Origin of the sequence: Albidovulum sediminis (assembly GCF_025380365.1) — a bacterium.
GTDB classification, from domain to species: Bacteria; Pseudomonadota; Alphaproteobacteria; order Rhodobacterales; family Rhodobacteraceae; genus Albidovulum; species Albidovulum sediminis.
Map to the genome: position 1 here is coordinate 1,122,867 of NZ_JAOCQF010000001.1, position 16,971 is coordinate 1,139,837.

Annotated in this window: 19 protein-coding genes and 2 tRNA genes; 11 read left to right on the top strand and 10 right to left on the bottom strand. The window is 68.8% G+C overall.

Features of this window, described 5'->3' with window-relative positions:
* Positions 1-19 precede the first annotated feature (19 nt).
* From rffA to lon, 5 genes are all read right to left on the bottom strand, one after another.
* The gene (gene rffA / locus N5I32_RS05560; RefSeq protein ID WP_261494401.1) at positions 20-1,174 is read right to left on the bottom strand and encodes a dTDP-4-amino-4,6-dideoxygalactose transaminase; all 1,155 of its coding nucleotides are present in this window, start codon (positions 1,172-1,174) and stop codon (positions 20-22) included.
* A gap of 220 nt (positions 1,175-1,394) precedes the next feature.
* Positions 1,395-1,470, bottom strand: a tRNA-Val gene (locus tag N5I32_RS05565).
* Positions 1,471-1,587: 117 nt separating this feature from the next.
* Positions 1,588-1,662: transfer RNA gene (locus N5I32_RS05570), tRNA-Val, on the bottom strand.
* Positions 1,663-1,681: 19 nt separating this feature from the next.
* Entirely contained in the window at positions 1,682-2,062 is a 381-nt protein-coding gene (locus tag N5I32_RS05575; protein WP_261494402.1) for an HU family DNA-binding protein, read from the bottom strand.
* A gap of 106 nt (positions 2,063-2,168) precedes the next feature.
* Positions 2,169-4,577 (bottom strand): endopeptidase La, encoded by a 2,409-nt coding sequence (lon, locus tag N5I32_RS05580; protein ID WP_261494403.1) that lies wholly within the window; start codon positions 4,575-4,577, stop codon positions 2,169-2,171.
* Between the two features lie 265 nt (positions 4,578-4,842).
* Between lon and N5I32_RS05585 the strand changes: the two genes are divergently transcribed.
* On the top strand, positions 4,843-5,715 hold the full coding sequence (locus N5I32_RS05585) for a hypothetical protein (RefSeq protein ID WP_261494404.1): 873 nt from the start codon (positions 4,843-4,845) through the stop codon (positions 5,713-5,715).
* Between the two features lie 7 nt (positions 5,716-5,722).
* Here N5I32_RS05585 and N5I32_RS05590 read toward each other — a convergent pair whose 3' ends face one another.
* A complete protein-coding gene (locus N5I32_RS05590; RefSeq protein ID WP_261494405.1) occupies positions 5,723-6,403 on the bottom strand; it encodes a helix-turn-helix transcriptional regulator in 681 nt (226 codons plus the stop codon).
* Between the two features lie 9 nt (positions 6,404-6,412).
* On the opposite strand from N5I32_RS05590, the gene N5I32_RS05595 reads away from it, so the two are divergent.
* Complete coding sequence (locus N5I32_RS05595) at positions 6,413-6,946, top strand: autoinducer binding domain-containing protein (RefSeq protein WP_261494406.1); 534 nt, start codon at positions 6,413-6,415, stop codon at positions 6,944-6,946.
* A gap of 3 nt (positions 6,947-6,949) precedes the next feature.
* On the opposite strand, the gene tgt is transcribed toward N5I32_RS05595, so the two are convergent.
* From tgt to N5I32_RS05610, 3 genes are all read right to left on the bottom strand, one after another.
* Positions 6,950-8,080 (bottom strand): tRNA guanosine(34) transglycosylase Tgt, encoded by a 1,131-nt coding sequence (tgt, locus tag N5I32_RS05600; RefSeq protein ID WP_261494407.1) that lies wholly within the window; start codon positions 8,078-8,080, stop codon positions 6,950-6,952.
* A gap of 94 nt (positions 8,081-8,174) precedes the next feature.
* Positions 8,175-8,654: a YHS domain-containing (seleno)protein gene (locus tag N5I32_RS05605; RefSeq protein ID WP_261494408.1), complete on the bottom strand. Its 480-nt coding sequence runs from the start codon at positions 8,652-8,654 to the stop codon at positions 8,175-8,177.
* A 235-nt stretch (positions 8,655-8,889) separates the two neighbouring features.
* Positions 8,890-9,675 (bottom strand): HalD/BesD family halogenase, encoded by a 786-nt coding sequence (locus N5I32_RS05610; RefSeq protein ID WP_261494409.1) that lies wholly within the window; start codon positions 9,673-9,675, stop codon positions 8,890-8,892.
* Between the two features lie 97 nt (positions 9,676-9,772).
* Here N5I32_RS05610 and N5I32_RS05615 point away from each other — a divergent pair, with 97 nt between their 5' ends.
* The 9 genes from N5I32_RS05615 to N5I32_RS05655 all read left to right on the top strand — a co-directional run bounded on the left by N5I32_RS05615 (position 9,773) and on the right by N5I32_RS05655 (position 16,381).
* Positions 9,773-10,660, top strand: coding sequence for a LysR substrate-binding domain-containing protein (locus tag N5I32_RS05615; RefSeq protein ID WP_261494410.1), 888 nt, complete (start codon positions 9,773-9,775; stop codon positions 10,658-10,660).
* Positions 10,661-10,726: 66 nt separating this feature from the next.
* Positions 10,727-11,092, top strand: coding sequence for an SUF system Fe-S cluster assembly protein (locus tag N5I32_RS05620; protein ID WP_261494411.1), 366 nt, complete (start codon positions 10,727-10,729; stop codon positions 11,090-11,092).
* Between the two features lie 123 nt (positions 11,093-11,215).
* Positions 11,216-11,854 (top strand): hypothetical protein, encoded by a 639-nt coding sequence (locus N5I32_RS05625; RefSeq protein WP_261494412.1) that lies wholly within the window; start codon positions 11,216-11,218, stop codon positions 11,852-11,854.
* Entirely contained in the window at positions 11,851-12,570 is a 720-nt protein-coding gene (locus N5I32_RS05630; protein WP_261494413.1) for a DUF3307 domain-containing protein, read from the top strand. Before N5I32_RS05625 ends, N5I32_RS05630 begins: the two co-directional genes overlap by 4 nt.
* Positions 12,571-12,600: 30 nt before the next feature.
* Positions 12,601-12,966 (top strand): HesB/IscA family protein, encoded by a 366-nt coding sequence (locus N5I32_RS05635; protein ID WP_261494414.1) that lies wholly within the window; start codon positions 12,601-12,603, stop codon positions 12,964-12,966.
* Positions 12,963-13,289, top strand: a complete 327-nt coding sequence (locus N5I32_RS05640) for a TfoX/Sxy family protein (protein WP_261494415.1) — start codon at positions 12,963-12,965, stop codon at positions 13,287-13,289. The genes N5I32_RS05635 and N5I32_RS05640 overlap by 4 nt, the downstream gene beginning before the upstream one ends.
* An 11-nt stretch (positions 13,290-13,300) precedes the next feature.
* A complete protein-coding gene (tpiA, locus tag N5I32_RS05645) occupies positions 13,301-14,050 on the top strand; it encodes a triose-phosphate isomerase (RefSeq protein ID WP_261494416.1) in 750 nt (249 codons plus the stop codon).
* A gap of 154 nt (positions 14,051-14,204) precedes the next feature.
* Complete coding sequence (locus N5I32_RS05650) at positions 14,205-15,116, top strand: DMT family transporter (protein WP_261494417.1); 912 nt, start codon at positions 14,205-14,207, stop codon at positions 15,114-15,116.
* Between the two features lie 77 nt (positions 15,117-15,193).
* A complete protein-coding gene (locus N5I32_RS05655; RefSeq protein ID WP_261494418.1) occupies positions 15,194-16,381 on the top strand; it encodes a cytochrome P450 in 1,188 nt (395 codons plus the stop codon).
* A 104-nt stretch (positions 16,382-16,485) separates the two neighbouring features.
* Here the strand turns inward: N5I32_RS05655 and N5I32_RS05660 are convergent, their stop codons facing one another.
* Positions 16,486-16,947: an Lrp/AsnC family transcriptional regulator gene (locus tag N5I32_RS05660; RefSeq protein WP_261494419.1), complete on the bottom strand. Its 462-nt coding sequence runs from the start codon at positions 16,945-16,947 to the stop codon at positions 16,486-16,488.
* Positions 16,948-16,971: the final 24 nt, after the last annotated feature.

Consider the following 16,971-nt stretch of genomic DNA (forward strand, 5'->3'; position numbering starts at 1 on the left):
TGGCGCGCCGCGCGAGCCCTCATGCGGCTTCCCTTCGTCCGGCGCACCAGTCCAGCACGCCGTCGATGACCCGGTTCTGATCGCCCCCCAGCCCCACCCAGAGCGGCAGACGGAGCAGGCAATCCGCGGCATGGTCCGTGACAGTCATCGGCCCCGAGGGCCGTCCGAAGCGGCGCCCGGCGGGAGAGGAGTGAAGCGGCACATATTGCGGGGCGGCGACGATCCCCCGACGTGCCAGATGCTCGCCCAGGCTCAGGCGCGACCGGGCATCGGGCAGCATCAGGAAAAAGATATGCCCGTTGTGTTCGGTCTCGGGGGGCGGTGCGGGAATGCGGAAATGCCCCTGGCGCGCGGGCTCAGTCAGGGCGGCGGCGTAGCCCTGCCAGATCGACAGGCGGTCCGCGCGGATCGCGTCGGCGTGGTCAAGCTGTGCGCGCAGAAACGCTGCCGTGATCTCGCTCACGATCTGGGATGACCCCAGGTCCTGCCAGGAATAGGCGTTCACCTGCCCGCGCAGGAACCGCTCGCGGTCGGTGCCGCGGTCGCGCAGGATGCCGGCGCGCTCGACCAGGGCCGGGTCGTTCACGACCAGCGCCCCGCCCTCGCCCGAGGTGACGTTCTTGGTCCCGTGGAAGCTGAAGCAGGCGGTCGTCCCGAAGCTGCCCGCGGGCCGGCCGCCGCGCGTCGACCCGTAGGCCTGCGCTGCATCCTCGACCAGGGCAAGGCCCCGTGCACGTGCCAGGCGCGCAAGCGCGTCCATGTCGGCGACGACGCCCGCGTAATGCACCGCGAAGATCGCCCTCGTGCGTGCCGTCACCGCAGCGGCGGCCGCCTCGGGACAGATGTTGAGGGTCACCGGATCGACGTCGACGAAGATCGGCACCGCCCCCCGCAGCACCACCGCGGCGGCGGTGGAAACGAAGGTGAAGGACGGCATCACCACCTCGTCGCCAGGGGCGAGATCGAGAAGGACTGCCGACATCTCCAATGCGGCGGTGCACGAGGGCACGATCGCCGCCCACGGGGCGCCCACCGCCCGGCGGATCACCGCCTCGCAATAGGCGCTCTGGGCTCCGGGGCCGGAGAGCGCGCCCGAGGCGATCGCCTCGCCGATGTGGCGTAATTCATCGCCGGTGAGGTGGACACGGTTGAGCGGAACGGAGCCGGAGTTCATGACGCACGATTTCTGCCTGCCCGCGGCCTTGACGCTACGTCAGCGGGACGATTGGCCGAGTCATAATCTTGCGCAGAGATGGCGGGCAATGGTCTTTCGGCAGGTTTCCGCCGACACTGCGGCCGCGATGCACCTGCGCAACAGGCACTCAGGCGAAAGTGGTTCGGGCGCCACGGCCTTCAACCCTTCCGGGAAATCGGCGCCCCCGCGCCGGAAGCGGTGGTGGGTCGTGAGAGACTCGAACTCCCGACATCCTCGGTGTAAACGAGGCGCTCTACCAACTGAGCTAACGACCCGGCGCACCGGAAATAGCGCGCCAGCGCCGGCGGGGCAAGGGCAACTCGGCGGAACGCCCATTCCTTGCCGGCCCTGGAAAACGGAAACGCGCCCCGACGGACGCGCTTGGGGAAGGATGGTGGGTGATAACGGATTTGAACCGCTGACATCTTCGATGTGAACGAAGCGCTCTACCGCTGAGCTAATCACCCGTCGGGCGGCTAGGTAACGCTATTCGTCCGTCGCCGCAAGAGGCTCCTTGCCGGATTTTTCCGCGCCGCCCCCCGCCCCGGCCCCCGCCCCGGCCCCGGCTCCGCCCCGGCGCAGTTTCAAGGTCAGCACTTCACCCTTGCCTGTCTCCTTGCGCTTGGCGACCGTCAGCTTGCCGAGCGGCGGCAGCGTCAGGTCCTCGTCCCGGCCGAGATGTTCGGCCAGAAGGGCGAGCGTCGCCTCGACCACCTTCTTCACGTCTCCGGGCTTGGCCCCCGACGACGCGGCAACGCGGTCGATCAGGTCCTTCTTGCGCAAGGCCTCGCCCGGTTTGGGTTCGGGCCGGGGCTTGGCAGCGCCCGGCTTCCTTTGCGGCGTCTTTTCAGCTTTGGGCTTGGGCATGGCGGATTTCCGGATGGCATCGCACCCGTGATAGCGGAGTGATACCGCCCCCGCTACAGCTATCTGGCGAGGCGGCCGGGGAATCGCCCCCGGCCGCCTGCTTCGTTCAGTGTGCGACGGCGCCGGCCGCGTCGGACTTGTCCGCAAGCGCCGCCTTGGCCGCGGCCTCCTCGGCCGCCTCATCCCATTCCACCGGCTCGGGCTGACGCACGAGCGCGAGGCGCAGCACCTCGCGGACATGCGACACCGGGATGATCTCGAGCCCCGCCTTCACGTTGTCGGGGATCTCAGGCAGGTCCTTGGCGTTCTCTTCTGGGATCAGCACCGTCTTGATGCCGCCGCGAAGGGCCGCGAGCAGCTTTTCCTTCAGCCCGCCGATCGCCAGCACGTTGCCGCGCAGCGTGACCTCGCCGGTCATCGCGATGTCCTTCCGGACCGGAATCTGCGTCAGCACCGAGACGATGGAGGTCACCATCGCCACGCCGGCCGAAGGCCCGTCCTTGGGCGTCGCCCCTTCGGGAACGTGGACGTGGATGTCCACCTTCTCGAACCGCGGCGGCTTGATGCCCAGTTCGGGGCTGATCGAGCGGACGAAGCTCGACGCGGCGTCGATCGATTCCTTCATCACCTCGCCGAGCTTGCCCGTGGTCTTCATCCGTCCCTTGCCGGGCAGCTGCAGCGCCTCGATCGAGAGGAGATCGCCGCCGACCGAGGTCCAGGCGAGGCCGGTCACGACGCCCACCTGATCCTCCTTCTCGGCCAGGCCATAGCGGAACCGCTTGACACCCAGGAAGTCCTCAAGGTTCGCAGGCACCACCTCGACCCGTTCGACGTCCTTGCGGACGATCTTGGTCAGCGCCTTGCGCGCGATCTTGGCGATCTCGCGCTCGAGGTTGCGCACGCCGGCCTCGCGCGTGTAGGTGCGGATCATCTCCTGCACCGCCGCGTCGGTCAGCGCGAACTCCTTCTTCTTCAGGCCGTGGTTCTGGATCTGCTTCGGGATCAGGTGCTGACGCGCGATCTGCAGCTTCTCATCCTCGGTGTAGCCCGCAAGCGGGATGATCTCCATCCGGTCGAGCAGCGGCCCCGGCATGTTGTAGCTGTTGGCCGTGGTCAGGAACATGACGTTCGAAAGGTCGTACTCGACCTCCAGATAGTGATCCATGAACGTGTTGTTCTGTTCCGGGTCCAGCACCTCCAGCATGGCACTCGCCGGGTCGCCGCGGAAGTCCTGCCCCATCTTGTCGATCTCATCGAGCAGGATCAGCGGGTTGGTGGTCTTGGCCTTTTTCAGCGCCTGGATGATCTTGCCGGGCATGGAGCCGATGTAGGTCCGCCGGTGGCCGCGGATCTCGCTCTCGTCCCGGACCCCGCCCAGCGAGATGCGGATGAACTCCCGCCCCGTCGCCCGCGCGACCGACTTGCCAAGCGAGGTCTTGCCCACGCCCGGAGGGCCGACGAGGCAGAGGATCGGGCCCTTCATCTTGGCCGACCGCTGCTGCACGGCGAGGTATTCAACGATGCGTTCCTTGACCTTCTCAAGCCCGTAGTGATCGGCGTCGAGGATCTCCTGCGCCTTGCGCAGATCCTTCTTGACGCGCGACTTCACGCCCCACGGCAGGCTCAGGAGCCAGTCGAGGTAGTTGCGCACCACTGTGGCCTCGGCCGACATCGGCGACATCGACTTCAGCTTCTTCAGCTCGCCCTCGGCCTTGTCGCGGGCTTCCTTGGAAAACTTCGTGGCGCGGATCTTCTCGGCCAGTTCGTTGATCTCGTTCTGGCCATCCTCGCCGTCGCCCAGCTCCTTCTGAATGGCCTTCATCTGCTCATTCAGATAGTACTCGCGCTGGGTGCGCTCCATCTGGCTTTTCACGCGGCTCTTGATCTTCTTCTCGACCTGCAGGACCGACATTTCGCCCTGCATCAGGCCGTAGACCTTCTCAAGCCGTTCGGCGACGTCGAGCGTTTCCAGAAGCTCCTGCTTCTGGCTCACCTCGATCCCCAGATGCCCCGACACGAGGTCGGCGAGCTTGGCCGGATCGCGGGTTTCCGCGACGGTGGCCAGCGCCTCTTCGGGGATGTTCTTCTTGATCTTGGCGTATTTCTCGAACTCCTCGGCAACCGAGCGCAACAGCGCCTCGACCGCGGCCCGCTCGCCCGGCGTCTCCTCCAGCCGCTCGGCCTCGGCCTCGAAGAAGGAATCGTTCTTCACGAAACCGGTGATGCGCACCCGCGCCTTGCCCTCGACCAGCACCTTCACGGTGCCGTCGGGCAGCTTCAGCAATTGCAGCACATTCGCCAGCACGCCGGCGCGGTAGATGCCTTCGGTCGTCGGTTCATCCACCGAGGGGTCGATCTGGGACGACAGCAGGATCTGCTTGTCGTCGGCCATGACCTCTTCCAGCGCGCGGACGGATTTCTCGCGTCCGACGAACAACGGCACGATCATGTGCGGGAAGACCACGATGTCGCGCAGCGGCAGCACCGGATAGGTCTGTTTGTCTTGCTCGCTCATTTGTTTTCCTTTCCTGCAGGATGGCGCCGGTCCCGCTCTCGGCAACCCCGGCCATCCCCTGTTCCGGCTCTCTAGATGGGGCCGGACCGGCCCTGCTTCAACTCCGCCCGGACTGTCCCGTTTTCGCGCGGCAATGGCAAGGGCGAAGCGACGGCCGACGGGTGCATCCGGCAGCCCCAACGGGCAATCGTCGCGGTTTCGGCACCTCGGGGCCACAATTCCGTCCGATTGCCCTGTGCCAATGCGGAAAACGGGGCATGGGGCGATGCACGCGACACTCGAACAGGTGCTGAGACGGCTTTACCGCGAACGCCGAAGGCTTGCCGTGGTCTCGGTCCTCGTCTTCGTCGCGGGCTACCTGCTTTACGCCCGCTTCGGCCAAATCCAGGTCTGGGGATTGCCCGCGCCGGTTTTCGCGGCGCTTCTCTACACCGGCGTCATCGGCGTGGCGACGCTCCTGACCGCGCTCCTGCTGCCGCGCCTGCGCTTCACCATCGAGGCGATGGCGCTCGCGCGCGTCCTCTTCGCCGCGGCCTCTGCGCTGTCCGCTCCGGGCATCCTGCCCGACGCGCGCGCCCCGGCGCTTCAGGCGACCTTCGTGGTCGCGCTGGCCGTCGTGCTGATGCGGGTCTTCTTCAGCCCCTGGGCCGCGCGCCGCCTGGTGCGCCACGGCTACGTCGCCCGCGTCACACGGGTCAGCACGCACAGCCGCGACGCGCTGCTGCGCGCGCTTGGCGCCGGCGACGCCGGCCGCGCGGGCCATGGCTGGGCCGCGGCGCTGCGCGGTCTTGCCAGCCCCGACGCCACGCTCGACCGCCTGATCGAGGGGGCGGCCGACCCCGCCACCGTGGCCGCGGCCGAGGATCTGCCCGGCGACGCCGGGCGGCGCATCCTGCACCGCACCGACCGCGGGCCTGCCCCGCTCTGGCGCGAGGTCGCGATCGAGGATCTGGGCAACCGGCGGCGGGTCACGCTGACGGTGGGGCATGGCGCCCTGCCCCTCTCTGCCATCGTCACCGCCTGGCTCGACGACAGCTACGGACGTCTCTGCGACCGGCTGATTGGCAGCGCCGAAGCGGTCGTGGCGATCCCTGCCGAAGCCGGGGTGCGCGTCGAGGCCGCCGCCGTCACCGCCTGACGCAAACTCAGATCAGCCCTGTCGCCGCGGCGACAGAGACCGCGTGACTGCCCGTCTTGGCGCGCAGCTTCAGCCGCGCGCCCTTGAGCCGCTGCTTGATCGCCCCCTCGGTGACGCCGAGGATCACCGCGATCTCCTTGATCAGCAGGCCGTCGCGCACCATCGACAGCGCCTCGGCCTCGGCCTGGGTCAGCGCGGCGGGCGGGCGGGCGGCGGCCGCCAGCGCGGCGAAGCGCGCGCGCACCTCGGCCAACTCCGCATCGGTGTATTCGCGATCCGCGCGGGCAAAGGTGCCAAGGCTGCGGCGCGGATCGGCGCCATCCTCGACCAGCGCCACGGCAAGGCCAAAGCGCAACCCGTGACGCGCGGCATCGACAAGCACCCCGCGCGGATCGTCAAGCCCGGTCGCACTCCACCGCACCACGCCCTCGCCGGCGTGCAGCCAGCGGATCAGCGGATCCTGCGGCATGTAGCCCTGGCGGTTGTAGCGTTCGACCCAACTTGCCGGAAGGGCGTTGACTTCCACCTGCGGAAACAGGAAGCCGATGCGCAAGGCGACGAAATACCCGGCCGGGGCCAGATCGGCGAAGGCGCGGCGGATGTCGGCTGCAAAGGGAGGTCGGGCGCTCACATAGTCGTGAACGGGCGTTAATGCGAGTTTCTGCAAATCCGGCCGAAAATGTGCCATGCGAGTCCTATGCCACGGTTGTCGACACAAATAAAGCTGCATTCACCGGGGACGGACGCCACGTCAGAGGCGCGAATCCTGCGTGTGCTGGGCGCCATCGCCGCCGCGGGTCCGGCCGGACATGCTGTCGGGCTTCACGTCGGCTTCAACTGGCCGCGCTACATGCTGCAAGGCTATTCCCGCGCCTGGCAGGACATCTATGCGCGCGAGGCGCTGGTCGCGCGGGATCCGACGGTGGTCTGGGGTTTTGCCAACACCGGCTGGACGCGCTGGAGCGACATCGCGGACTTGGACACCTCGGGCATGTTCGCGCGGGCGGCGGAACACGGGCTTCGCCATGGCTGCACCGTCGCCATCGCGGGGCACTCGACCCGCACCATCGCCAGCTTTGCCCACGACCGGCGGGAATTCACCGATGGCGAGATCATCGAGGTCGCGGCGGTGGTCGCCGAACTGCACGCCCTGACCGAGGATGACGCGGCACTTCCGCCCGCGATCCGGTCGCGGCTGGCGCAGATGTCGGTCCGGCGCGCGCCGGGCTGAGGGTCAGATCGGCTCGATATCGCCCGCGGCGCGCTGCGCATCGAAGGCGCGCGCGAAGGCGTCGAGGCGCCCGGCCGCGATCGCCTCCCTGAGGCCCTGCATCAACTCCTGGTAGTAATGCAGGTTGTGCCAGGTCAGCAGCATCGAGGCGATGATCTCGCCCGCGCGGAAGACGTGGTGCAGGTAGGCGCGGCTGTAGCTGCGGCAGGCCGGGCAGGTACAATCCTCGTCCAGCGGGCGGGGGTCGTCCATGTGGCGCGCGTTCTTGATGTTGACCTGCCCCCGCCGCGTCCAGGCCTGCCCGGTGCGCCCCGACCGCGAGGGGAGCACGCAGTCCATCATGTCGATGCCGCGCATGACCGCGCCGACGATGTCGTCGGGCTTGCCCACCCCCATCAGGTAGCGCGGCCTGTCCGCCGGCAGCAGGCCCGGCGCATAATCGAGGACGGAGAACATCGCCGCCTGCCCCTCGCCCACCGCCAGGCCGCCGACGGCATAGCCGTCAAAGCCGATTTCCTTGAGTTTCTGTGCACTTTCGGCGCGAAGTTCGGGTGTCACCCCGCCCTGCATGATGCCGAAAAGCGCGTGCCCCGGCCTGTCGCCGAACGCGGCCTTCGACCGCTCGGCCCAGCGCATCGACAGCCGCATGCTCTCGGCCACACGCTTCTCGTCGGCCGGCAGCGCCGGGCATTCGTCGAAGCACATGACGATGTCGGAGCCGAGCAGGCGCTGGATTTCCATGCTTCGCTCGGGCGAGAGGTGGTGGCGCGACCCGTCGACATGGCTGCGGAAGGTCACGCCCTCCTCGGTCAGCTTCCTGAGGTCGGCCAGGCTCATCACCTGGAAGCCGCCCGAGTCGGTCAGGATCGGCCGGTCCCAGTTCATGAAGCGGTGCAGGCCCCCCAGACGCGCGATGCGCTCGGCGCTCGGGCGCAGCATCAGGTGGTAGGTGTTGCCCAGGAGGATGTCCGCCCCGGTCGCGCGAACGCTTTCGGGCAGCATCGCCTTGACCGTGCCGGCGGTGCCGACGGGCATGAAGGCGGGCGTGCGGATATCCCCGCGCGGGGTCGAGATGAGGCCCGTGCGGGCCTTGCCGTCGGTGGCGTCGACGCGGAAGGAGAAGGCTGCGGTCATGGCACCGGGCGATATACCAGTTGCGGGCCCGCTGCCAAGGGCCGACCCGGCCCGAAAGCGGAACGGGCGGGAAGACCCCGCCCGCCCGGTTGCGTCACTGCATCAGTTCGGCAGGCGACTTGTCCTTGATCTCGGCCCATTTCGCATCGGCCTGAACGATCATGTTCGGCGCGTCGGCCTGCCACTTCTCGGCGATCGCCGGGGCGACGTTGAGATAGAGCTTGCCGTCGACGATCTTCCAGAGCTCCGGGTCGCCGTCGAGCTTCATGCCCATGGCCGCGCCCATCGCGCAGTAGCCGCCGTATTGCGGCAGGTACTTCGCCGGCTCGGCCTCGAACTTCGCCTTGTTCTCTTCCGAGACGAAGCGATAGACCGCGCCATCGTGAACCGAGGTGATCTGGAAGTCGCCGTCCTTCGGCGTGCCGTCGACAAAGTAGCTGACCGGGTCGACGCCTTCGAGGGCGAGGCCGGTGGAGGACATGTTGGTATCGAAGCCCCCGGCCAGCGCCGAGGTCGCGAGGGTGAGGGCCAGGGCGGTGCCGATGGCCAGTTTGCGAATGAGTGTGGTGGTCATGTGTATATCCTTGGCTGGACCCGGTGATCGGGATAGCCGAGGTAGTGTCTCACCGGCGGCAGAGGCAAAGCACGACTGCGAGAGACCAGCGTGAGGCGCGCGTGATGTTTCAGCCGGACTGGGCGGCCCGCCCGCCGCCATCCCCTTGCACGGACGCGAAAACGCCAGCCGGGCTGCCGGTCACGCAGGCGCCTGCCCCTCACGCCGGTTTGACCGGGCGCGCGCGCCCGGCCGGTCAGGCGACGCGGCCGTAGAAGCCCATCTGCTCCTCGCTGGTGAATCGCGCACCGGGGCGTTCGTAATAGGTCAGCACCGCGACGATGCGGTTCCGCCCGCCCTCGACCGGCGTCACCCGGTGCGCGGTGTTCTTGCCGCGGAACACGTTCAGCGTTCCCGCCTCGAGGTCGAGCCGGCGCAGTTCCGGGTCCGCCCCGTTCAGCAGCCGCGCGACGCCGTCGTAGTTCGGGTCGTCCTCGCTGCGCAGGTCGCTGCGATACTCGAACGATCCGCCCGCATCGGGCGCCTGCAGGAGAAGCGTGACGGTGAATTCGGAGCGGTCGAAATGCCAGTTCAGCCCCTCGCCCGCGCCGTAGCTCATGACGTTGTGGGAGGCGAGAGGATCGGCCATCGGGTAAAGCGCGGGCTTGTCCATCGTGGCGGCGAGGAAGGCCGCGAAGGCCGGCCACTGGTAAAGCTCGGCAAGCGCACCGCCCACCTGATCGGCGCAAAGCGTGTGGTTGACCGTCTCGACCTCGCGCAGCGCCGGGTGATCGGCCGGCAACCCCTCCACGGTCTTGCGGAAATAGATGTTGTGGCGGCGCTTGTGGGTGAAGGCCTCGGTCGCGAACTTCGGCGCAAGCTCCGCCACCGTCGCGGCCCGCGCCACCTCGGCAAGGAAGCCGGGCAGGTTGAACATGCCGTCCCGCGCAAGGTCGGCCTTCGCCCGGTCGACGAGGGCCTGCCACTCCGGCGTTCCGGGCCGGTCGAGCGGATAGCGGTCGAGATCGATGATGGATTGCATGGCGTCCTCCCTTTGGGCGCAGGTTTCCCCGGGCGGCGGCCCGCTTGCAACCAACTTCGTTTTCGATATCCATAAGAAAACCTTTCGGAGAGGACCCTTGACCGCCCTTCCCCCGCTGAACGCCCTGCGCGCCTTCGAGGTCGCCGCTCGCCACCTCAGCTTCGTCGAGGCCGGGCGGGAGCTGGGCGTGACCTCGGCCGCCGTCAGCCAGCAGGTGCGCAACCTTGAGGATCATGTCGACAAGCGGCTGTTCCTCAGGCAGGGCAACCAGTTGCTCCTCACTGACGCGGGCCGCGAAATCCAGCCGCGGCTGGAGCAGGCGCTGACCGAGATCGCGGCCCTGGCACGGCAACTGCGGGAAGGGACTGCGCGGCCGCGCCTTGTCCTCTCCGTCCTGCCCTCGGTGGCCGAGCACTGGCTTGCCCCTGCGCTCGAAGGTTTCGTGCACCGCGCCGGCCTCGACATCCGGGTGGAGGACGACCCGGTGACCTTCGCGCGCGACGGCGCGGACATCCGCATCACCTACGGCGCCACCTACTACGGCGGCCTGCAGATCGAGGAACTGTTCACCGACGTGATCGTGGCGGTAGCTGCGCCGCAGGTCACTGCGGGCCGCACGCTCGGCGATCTCGACGCGGCGGAGTTCATCCACACCCACTGGGGCCCGACCTACCTGACGCAGCCCACCTGGGCGAACTTCTGCGCCCATGCGGAGATCGCCCGGACGCTCGACCCCGCCCGCGGCACCCGCGTCGGGCAGTCGGGCCTGGCGCTTGCGGTGGCGCGCGCGGGCCTGGGCGTCGCGCTGGTGCAGCGCCGGATGGCCGCGCCCTTCCTCGCCTCGGGCGCGCTCGCCCTTCTGCATCCGGCCGAGATGCCGATGCCCGTGCCCTATGTCGCCGTCACCCCCGCCGCGCGGGGTCGGCGGCCCGACGTGCAGGCCCTTGTCGCGCACCTGATGGCAAAGGCGGCGCAGGCGGGCTAGGCTTTCGCCTCTGGACCTCGCCCGCGCCATTCCTTATATATTCTCTCAGGAACCGAACGAGGCGCCATGACAGCCGAACCGAAAGAGCCGATCGAAGGCACCCCGCTGATCCGGCCGTCGACCACGGACCACCCGCTCTACGACAGCGTGGTGGAGGCGTGCCGCACGGTCTACGACCCCGAGATTCCGGTCAACATCTTCGACCTGGGGCTGATCTACACGATTGAAATCTCGCCCGAAAACGAAGTCAGGATCGTCATGACCCTGACCGCGCCGGGCTGCCCCGTGGCGGGCGAGATGCCCGGCTGGGTCGCCGACGCGGTCGAGCCCATCGACGGGGTCAAGCAGGTCGACGTCGAGATGACCTTCGAGCCGCAGTGGGGGATGGACATGATGTCCGACGAGGCGCGGCTGGAACTCGGGTTCATGTAGGGCGGGTCCGGGTCGCGTCCTGGGGTGCCGAAACCGCAAGTAGCGCAGTCATTTCGGGGTGCACTCCGCAAATAGCAACACAAACGGGTTGCATTTATAATTCGCAACCTATATTGGTTGCGCATGAACGCGTTACGCAAAATTGCCGTCCTGACCGGCGACCTTGTAGGATCGGGCCAGATCGGACCCGACAGGGTTGACCGGGCCTTTCGCGCGCTCGAAGCCTGCGCGGCGGCGCAGGAACGCTGGATGCGGGCGCCGCTCAGTTTCACCCGGCATCGGGGCGACGGATGGCAGGTGGTTCTGGCCCGACCAGAGTTGGCGCTGCGTTCGGCACTGGCATTCCGCGCGGCCCTGCGCGCCGAAGGAGATGAGTTCGACAGCTACATGTCGATTGCCGAAGGACCTGCGCCCGACACGATCAACCCGGATCTGAACCGCCACACCGAAGAGGTCTTCGTCAGGTCGGGACAGGGGCTCGATGACCTGAAGGCGTTCAGACTCCCAGGCCGGATTCGGCACGACAGCCTCGGAGCCATCGGCGCGGCCACCATTCTCGCCGATCGCCTGTCGCAGGGCTGGACGCAGACGCAGGCCGTCGCGATCCTGCCCACGCTCGCTCCCGATCATGATGGGACCTATACCGACATTGCGAAACGGCTGGGCAAATCGCGGCAGGCGGTGACAAAATCACTTGCCGCTGCGGCGCACGAAACGCTGGACGCCGCTCTGGCAACGCTTGAAGGAAATGCGCGCACATGACCGAAACCTTCGCCGCACTCCTCTGCGCGCATGTGCTTGCCGATTTCGTCTTCCAGACCCGCTGGATCGCCGGCAACAAGCGCCGTGCCCCCGTCCTTCTCCTGCATGGCGCGGTGGTGCTGGCGACGGCGCAGGCGGCCCTGGGGCGGGTCGATGCGTGGGAACTCCTCGCGCTGGCCGCCCTTCACATCGCCATCGACGGGATGAAGGCGCGGTTCGGGGGCGACAGGCTTGCGGCCTTCCTTGCCGATCAGGGGGCGCATCTGGCGGCGATCGCGGGGCTGGCGGCGCTGCGCCCCGACCTCTGGGCGGGCGGGGGCTGGGCGGCGACGCCCGCGCTTTCCGGCCTCATGGCGCTACTCGCCGGGGCGATCCTGGCCACCCGCGCGGGCGGCTTCGCGGTCGGCCTCCTGATGCGGCCTTGGGCGGATGACGACCTGCCCAAGGGCCTGACGAACGGCGGCGCGCTGATCGGGCTTCTGGAACGCGGGCTCATCTTCCTGCTGGTCATGGTGGGCCAGCCCGCCGGCGTCGGTTTCCTCGTCGCCGCGAAATCGGTCCTCAGGTTCGAGACGACCTCGCAGGACCAGCGCGCCGGCGAATACGTCATCATCGGCACGCTCGCCTCCTTCGGCTGGGCGCTTGTCGTCGCCTATGCCACGCTCGGGCTGATGGCAGCACTTCCCCCGCTTGTGATCGCGCCGCCCGCGCCCTAGATTACATGCACAGGACAAGGAAGACGCGACATGTTCGGCATTCCCGGCAAGGCCCCGGTGACGCTTACCCCGCGCGCGGTCACGCAGATCGCGCGGCTGATGGCGCGCGACGGCGCCCATGGTCTGAAGATCGGCGTCAAGAAGGGCGGCTGTGCGGGCATGGAATACACCATGGAATTCGCCGCCGAGCCCGGCCCGATGGACGAGGTTGTGGAACAGGACGGCGCCCGCGTGATGATCGCGCCGATGGCGCAGATGTTCCTGTTCGGAACCGAGATCGACTACGAGACCTCGCTGCTCGAAAGCGGGTTCCGCTTCAACAACCCCAATGTCGCAGAGGCCTGTGGCTGCGGCGAATCGATCAAGTTCAAGGACCTGCCCGCGGGCGGGGCATGAGCGTCTCGGCCGCGAACATCGCCTTCGCGCTTGAACTGTTCGAGGGGCTGGGTGCCCTGACGCACCGCCGGATGATGGGCGGGCTCTGCCTTTACCGCGACGGCGTGATCTTTGCCCTTCTCCATTCCGACGGCTCGCTCTGGCTCAAGGGCGCGGGCGCCTTCGCCGGGCGCATCACCGCGGAAGGCTGGGATCGCTGGACCTATGCCCGCCCCGGCGGGAAGCCGGTCGCGATGCCCTACTGGCGGCTGCCCCACGCCGCCCTTGACGATCCCGCGCTGGCCTGCGATCTGGCCCGGGAGGCCTTGCGCGAACTCGGCTGAGGGAGGATCGGATGCGGCGGAAACTTGCGGCCGGCAACTGGAAGATGAACGGCACCCCGGCCAGCCTCGACGAGGTGGCGGCACTCGCCGCGGCCCAGCCCGCCCCCGCCTGCGAGGTGCTGATCTGCCCGCCCGCCACGCTGATTGCCGCGATGGCGCGGCTTGCGGGTCGCGGCCCGGTGATGGTCGGCGGCCAGGACTGCCACGCCGCCGCCCAGGGCGCCCATACCGGCGACATCGCCGCCACGATGCTGCGGGACGCGGGCGCAAGCCACGTCATCCTCGGCCATTCCGAACGCCGCGCCGATCATGGAGAGGATGACGCGACGGTGCGCGCCAAGACGCGCGCGGCCCATGCCGCGGGGCTGGTCGCCATCGTCTGCGTGGGGGAGACCGAGGCCGACCGCGACGCGGGCCGAACGCTCGCGGTCGTGGGCGCGCAGCTTCTGGGCTCGCTTCCCGAGGACGCCACCGCCGCCGATACCGTCATCGCCTATGAGCCCGTCTGGGCCATCGGCGCCGGGCGCACGCCGACGCTGGCCCAGATCGGCGAGGTGCACGACTTCCTGCGCGCCGAACTGACGGCGCGCTTCGCCGATGGCGCGGGGTTCCGCCTGCTCTACGGCGGATCGGTCAAGCCCGCGAACGCGGCCGAGATCTTCGCCGTCGCCAATGTCGACGGCGCCCTTGTCGGCGGGGCGAGCCTGAAGGCGCAGGACTTCGGCCCGATCGTCGCGGCACTCTCGGCCGCTCCCTCCTGACCGCCCCCTCCCGGCCGCCACCTTCCCGGCCGCCACCTTCCCGTCTGCGTCATGCAATGGTCGCGAACGGGCGCGCCCGCGTCCCGCGGCGGCGCGACCATCGCCCTGCCCAGAGACGGGCCCAGAGACCGCAGGGATCCCATCGGGGAACGCCATGACCGCCACCACGCCCAGCCCGGCCGACCGCGCCCTGTCGGGAAACCTCTTCACCGCGGGCGCCATGATCATCTGGGCCGCGGGGTTTCCGGCAGGCGACCTGCTCCTGCGCCAGATCGAGCCCCTGCACGTTGCCACCATCCGCGTGATGCTTGCCGCCGCCCTCCTCCTGCCGCTCTGGGCGCTGACCGAGGGGCGGGCGGACGCCGACCGCATCGCCTGGGGGCGTGTCGCCGCCATCGGCGCGATCGGCTTCGGCATCAGTTCGTGGTTCCTGACCTTCGCCCAGTCCCGGACCGATGGCGTCACCGTCGCCATCATCGCCGCGGCAACTCCGGTCGTCGCAATCGCGATCGAACTCATCCTCGACGGCCGGCGCCTGTCCGGCCGGCTTGTCGCGGGGCTCGCCCTCGCGCTCACGGGCGGGATCGCCGCCTATGCCGCCGGCCTCGGCAGCCTCAACCTCGGGCTCGGCGCGCTCGCCATGCTCGGCTCCGTCGTCCTCTACTGCTGGGGCTCGCGCGCGGCCGTGGTCGACCTCGCGCATATCTCGCCCATCGGCCGCGCCGCCCTGCCCTTCGTCGCCGCGGGCCTGACCATGACCGCGATCAGCCTGGCCGGCGGCGGACTCGGCGCCGCTGTTTCGACGGCGGCGCAAAGCCCCGGCTTCGTGGCCGTCGCACTCCTCTACGGCATGGGTTCGATCGGCCTGTCGCAGATCCTCTGGCTCCAGGGCGTGGAGCGGCTCGGCATCGGCATCGCCTCGATGCATTTCAACGCGGCACCCTTCTACGTCATGCTCATCGCCTACGCTCTCGGCGGCGGCTTCAACGGGGTGCAGACCCTCGGTGCGTTCGTCGTCCTTGCCGGCGTGCTTCTGGCGCAGGGGGGAAAAGCGGCGCGAGGGTGAGGGGGCCGAACCCCCGCCTTGCCATCCCCCCCGCTCCTGCGCTTTCCTGACCTTTCCCGCCCCTCCCGGAGCCCCCGATGCAGCGCCTCAGCCAGTCGCCGACCGACCCCGCCTTCGTCCAGAACCCCTATCCGTTCTACGAGCGCGCCCGAAAGGCCGGCCCGCTCTTCTTCTGGGAAGACTACGGCATGGTCTGCGCCACCTCGGCCACCGCCGTCGGCGCGATCCTGCGCGACCGCCGCTTCGGGCGCGAGGTGCCGGAGGACCGCCGACCGCCGGTGCCCGACCACCTGCGCCCCTTCTACGCGGTCGAGGCGCATTCGATGCTGGAGCTTGAGCCGCCCCGCCACACCCGGCTCCGGTCGCTCGTCCTGCGCGCCTTCACCTCGCGCCGCATCGCCGCACTGGGGCCGGAGATCGCGACCCTTGCGCACCAGCTGATCGACGCCTTCCCGACGGGGGGCGCCTTCGACCTGCTGCCCGCCTTCGCCCGCCCGCTGCCCGTCACCGTCATCTGCCGCCTCCTCGGCGTGCCCGAGGCGGACGGCGAGCGGCTTCTCGTCTGGTCGAACGCCATGGTCGGCATGTACCAGGCGCGCCGCACCCGCGCGACCGAGGATGCCGCCGTTGCCGCCACCGAGGCCTTCGTGGGTTACATGCGCGCCCATGTGGACACCCGTCGCGGCAGCCCCGCCGACGACCTCATCACCCATCTCATCGCCGCCGAGGCCGAGGGGGAGCGGCTCTCGACCGACGAGCTGATCACCACCTGCATCCTGCTTCTGAACGCGGGCCACGAGGCGACCGTCCACACGATCGGCAACGGAGTGAAGGCGCTGCTCAAGGGCGGCTTCGGCGGCGAGGTGCTGGTGCCCTCCCGCATCGAGGGCACGGTCGAGGAGATCCTGCGCCAGGACCCGCCGCTGCATCTCTTCACCCGCTGTGCCTACGAGGACATCGAGATGGCCGGCCACCGCTTCCGCCGCGGCGACGAGGTCGGCTGCCTGCTCGCTGCCGCGAACCGCGACCCCCAGGGCTGGGATACCCCCGCGCGCTTCAACCCGGCCCGGCCGGTTCGCGCCAACCTCAGCTTCGGCGCCGGGCTCCACTTCTGCGTCGGCGCCCCGCTCGCCCGGCTCGAACTACAGGTCGCGCTGCCGATCCTCTTCTCCCGCTGCCCCGGCCTCGCGCTCGCAGCACCCCCCCGCTACGCCGACCTCTACCACTTCCACGGGCTCGAAACCCTCATGGTCCGCGCCGGCTGACCCCTTCTTCTTTTCGGAAATATCCTCGGGGGGTCGCCATCGGTCCGCCATCGGTCCGAGGACCAATGGCGACGGGGGCAGACAGCCCCCCGGCCCTGCCTCCCTCACAACGGCAGAAGCGTCGTCGACTTGATCTCCTCCATCGACAGGAGCGCGGTGACGTTGTGGATCTTCACCTCCGAGATCAGCGCCTGATAGAAGGTGTCGTAGGCCCGCGCGTTCTTCACCCGGACCTTCACGATATAGTCGATGTCGCCCGCCAGCCGGTGCGCCTCCAGCACCTCGGGCCGCTCCCGCAGCGCCTTGAGGAACTTCTTCTGCCAGGCCGCCTCGTGCTCCGAGGTGCGGATGAGGACGAAGAAGCAGGCCTCGAGACCCAGCGCCTCGGGGTCAAGGATCGCCGTCTGCCGGCCGATCACGCCCGCCTCCTTCAGCTTGCGGATGCGGTTCCAGACCGGGGTCTTCGACGACCCCACCTTGCGGGCGATCTCGTCCAGCGACTGGCTCGCATCCTCCTGCAGTTCGGCCAGAATTTTCCGGTCCATGTCATCAAGGCGGACAGACATTCGCGTTTTTCCCCGGTTTCAGGA